3 protein-coding genes are annotated in these 3,702 nt (G+C 60.2%); 2 read left to right on the top strand and 1 reads right to left on the bottom strand.

Annotated elements, in window-relative coordinates:
• Positions 1–66: 66 nt before the first annotated feature.
• On the bottom strand, positions 67–1,755 hold the full coding sequence (gene fadD2 / locus DCO47_RS26120; protein WP_116659234.1) for a long-chain-fatty-acid--CoA ligase FadD2: 1,689 nt from the start codon (positions 1,753–1,755) through the stop codon (positions 67–69).
• Between the two features lie 225 nt (positions 1,756–1,980).
• On the opposite strand from fadD2, the gene DCO47_RS26115 reads away from it, so the two are divergent.
• Both DCO47_RS26115 and DCO47_RS26110 read left to right on the top strand, forming a co-directional pair.
• The gene (locus tag DCO47_RS26115) at positions 1,981–2,925 is read left to right on the top strand and encodes an alpha/beta hydrolase (RefSeq protein WP_064364965.1); all 945 of its coding nucleotides are present in this window, start codon (positions 1,981–1,983) and stop codon (positions 2,923–2,925) included.
• 42 nt (positions 2,926–2,967) lie between these two features.
• Positions 2,968–3,438 (top strand): MaoC family dehydratase, encoded by a 471-nt coding sequence (locus DCO47_RS26110; protein WP_003227420.1) that lies wholly within the window; start codon positions 2,968–2,970, stop codon positions 3,436–3,438.
• The last annotated feature ends 264 nt before the right edge of the window (positions 3,439–3,702 follow it).

The following is a 3,702-nucleotide window of genomic DNA, read 5'->3' as shown; positions in this document are numbered from 1 at the left end:
CCTACAAAGGGAACGCATTCCAAATGTAGGAGCTGCCGAAGGCTGCGATCTTTTCGCTTGTGACCTTTATGCGATATCCCGCAACTCGCGCCGCAGAATTTTCCCTACAGGCGTCATCGGCAACGACTCACGCAGCACGATGTGTTTCGGCACTTTGTAGGCGGTGAAATTCTCTTTGCAGTAGGCCTTCAGCTCTTCAAGACTGACACCGGTTTCCCGCGCCACGACAAACAGCTTCACCGCCTCCCCCGAACGCTCGTCCGGCACGCCGATCACCGCGCAGTTGGCGACTTTCGGGTGGGCCATGACCACGTCTTCGATTTCGTTCGGATACACGTTGAAGCCGGAGACGATGATGATGTCCTTCTTGCGATCAACGATGCGCACGAAACCGTCCGGGTCGATCACGGCGATGTCGCCGGACTTGAACCAGCCTTCGGCATCGAGCACTTCGGCAGTGGCCTCGGGTTTGTTCCAGTAGCCCTTCATGATCTGCGGGCCTTTGATGCACAGCTCGCCACGCTCGCCCAGCGGCTGCTCGACGCCGTCATCGTTGATGATTTTCACCAGCGTGCCCGGCACCGGCAGGCCGACGGTGCCCAGCCGCGACTGGTCGCCATAGGGGTTGGTGCAGGCCACCGGCGAGGTTTCGGTCAGGCCGTAACCCTCGGTGATGCGGCAACCGGTCATCTGCTCCCAGCGCTCGGCGGTGGCCTTCACCAGCGCGGTGCCGCCGGAGTTGGTCAGCTTCAGGCTGGAGAAATCCAGGGTCTTGAAATCGGGATGGTCCATCAGCGCAACAAACAAGGTGTTCAAGCCCAGCAGTGCCGAGAAACGCCAGTTCTTCAACTCCTTGATGAAGCCGGCGATGTCGCGCGGATTGGAGATCAGCACGTTGTGGTTGCCCGACACCATCATGCACATGCAATTCGCGGTGAAGGCATAGATGTGGTACAGCGGCAGCGGCGCAATCATCACCTCCTGGCCCTCGCGCAACAGCGGCTGACCGTCCGGGCCGAGTTGGGCCAGACAGGCGCGCACTTGCTGCATGTTCGCCACGAGATTGCCGTGGGTGAGCATCGCGCCTTTCGCCAGGCCGGTGGTGCCGCCGGTGTATTGCAGCACGGCGATGTCATCGAGGCCGACGCTCAGCGGTTTGATACCCAGGCCACGGCCCATGCGCAGCGCGCTTTTGAAGGAGATCGCCTGGGGCAGCGAATACTCGGGAACCAGTTTTTTCACCTTGCTGACCACGGTATTGACCAGCCAGCCCTTGGCGGCGGGCATCAGGTCGCCCATCTTCGCTTCGATCAGGTATTGGATATCGGTGTCGGGCAGCACTTCCTGGACTTTCTGCCCGAACAGATTCAGGTAGACCAGCGCACGCGCACCGGAATCCTTGAATTGATGGCGCATCTCGCGCGGCGTGTAGAGCGGGTTGGTGTTGACCACGATCAGCCCGGCGCGCAAGGCCCCGAACACGGCGATCGGATAATGCAGGACGTTGGGCATCTGCACCGCGATGCGGTCTCCCGGCACCAGATCGGTATGGGCCTGCAGATAACCGGCAAACGCCGCGCTCTGGCGCTCGAGCTCGGCGTAGGTCAGGGTGATGCCCATGCTGCTGAACGCGGGGCGGTCAGCGAACTTCTTGCAGGAACGCTCAAACACTTCGATGACCGACTTGAACTCGCCCATGTCGATGTCCAGCGGTACGCCGGCCGGGCGTTTGTCATTCCAGAAATCAGGTTGCATTGTTCTTGTCCTCTTTACCTGAGCCGATCCGGGAGCCGCTTTCTGTCGTTTCTGCTTCGTCCATGGAAGGCGAAAAGCACAAAGCGGAGCTTCACGGACACTAGCAGCTATGGCCATTGAGGCAAATATGACGCAAGCCCTCATTGATCCCGTGAATCTTCCTGCCGTGGCGTGGGCTGATCAGACGCGCTATACACTGTGGCGATGCTGAGCAAAGGAATCGCCATGACCCACGACACCTTCTGGCTGGACGCGAGTGACCGCAGCCGCCTGTACGTCAACCGCTGGCTGCCGGCCACGCCCTTGAAAGCGGTGATTCTCGTCGCCCATGGCATGGCCGAGCACAGCGCTCGCTACGCCCGCCTCGCCGACACGTTTTGCGACAAAGACTATGGCGTCTACGCACCGGATCTGCGCGGCCATGGCCGCACCGCCGACAACGGCACCCTCGGCCATTTCGCCGATGACGATGGCTGGTGCAAGGTCGTTGGCGATCTGGCCAGCCTCAACCAGCACATCGGCCAGCAACACCCCGGCGTGCCGATCATTCTGCTCGGGCACAGCATGGGCAGTTACCTGGCCCAGGCCTATCTGCTGCACCACAGCGCCAGTCTGCACGGGGCGATTCTCAGCGGATCGAATTTCCAGCCAGTGGCCCTGTATCGCGTCGCCCGGCAGATTGCCCGGCTGGAAAAACTGCGTCAGGGCGGCAAGGGCCGCAGCGCGTTGATCGAGTGGCTGTCGTTCGGCTCGTTCAACAATAAATTCAAACCGCTGCGCACCCGTTTCGACTGGCTGAGCCGCGATCCGGCCGAGGTCGACAAATACGCCGCCGACCCGTTGTGTGGCTTTCGCTGTACCAATCAGTTCTGGATCGACCTGCTCGGCGGCTTGCAGCAAATCAGCAAAGCGTCCAATCTCGCGCAAATCGATCCGGGCCTGCCGCTGCTGGTGATTGGCGGCGAATGTGATCCGGTGAGCGAGGGCAAGCGTCTGACTGATCTGGCCAACGCCTTGCGCAGGGCCGGCAGCCAGCACCTGCAACTGAAGATCTACCCGCAGGCCCGGCACGAATTGTTCAATGAAAGCAATCGCGACGAAGTGACCGCCGATGTGCTCGCCTGGATCGATCAGGCCCTGAGCCATCCGCGCCCGCAGCGCAGCGAATAATTTTTTGTGGATTCACTGAATCCGTCACAGGAATCGAAACCGATGACCCAGGTTACCAACATCCCTTACGAAGCCCTCGAAGTCGGCCAGACCGCCAGCTACAGCAAGACTGTCGAAGAGCGCGACATCCAGCTGTTCGCCGCGATGTCGGGCGACCACAACCCGGTGCACCTGGACGCCGAGTTTGCCGCCGCGAGCATGTTCAAGGAACGCATTGCCCACGGTATGTTCAGCGGTGCGCTGATCAGCGCCGCGGTTGCTTGCGAACTGCCTGGGCCGGGCACTATTTATATCGGTCAGCAGATGAGCTTTCAGAAACCGGTAAAGATCGGCGACACGCTGACGGTGCGTCTGGAGATTCTCGAGAAACTGCCGAAATTTCGCGTGCGCATTGCCACTCGCGTATTCAATCAGCGTGATGAGCTTGTGGTGGATGGCGAGGCGGAGATTCTCGCGCCGCGCAAGCAGCAGACGGTGACGTTGCCGACATTGCCGGCGATCAGTATTGGCTGATGGGTTGTAGGGTGTCAGGTAGAGCCTTTCCCCCTCACCCCAGCCCTCCCGAAACGTCGGACCGCCCCCAAGGGGGCGAGGGGGAAAGGGAGCAGATTTGAGTTTTTTCAAATCCTCAATCGACTCGATCATTCAGGTCGATGTTTAGCGAAAGACACCTCGGTCTGTTCTGGTCAAACGATACTGGACACGGTTATAGGGTTTAGGTCATTTCTCATGCTGCCAAGGCTTCCATTGCTACCGGAGTCCGATATCCGTTGTGAC

It is taken from the genome of Pseudomonas sp. NDM (assembly GCF_003105095.1).
GTDB classification, from domain to species: domain Bacteria; phylum Pseudomonadota; class Gammaproteobacteria; order Pseudomonadales; family Pseudomonadaceae; genus Aquipseudomonas; species Aquipseudomonas moraviensis_A.
This window is presented reverse-complemented; position numbering and strand designations above follow the sequence as displayed.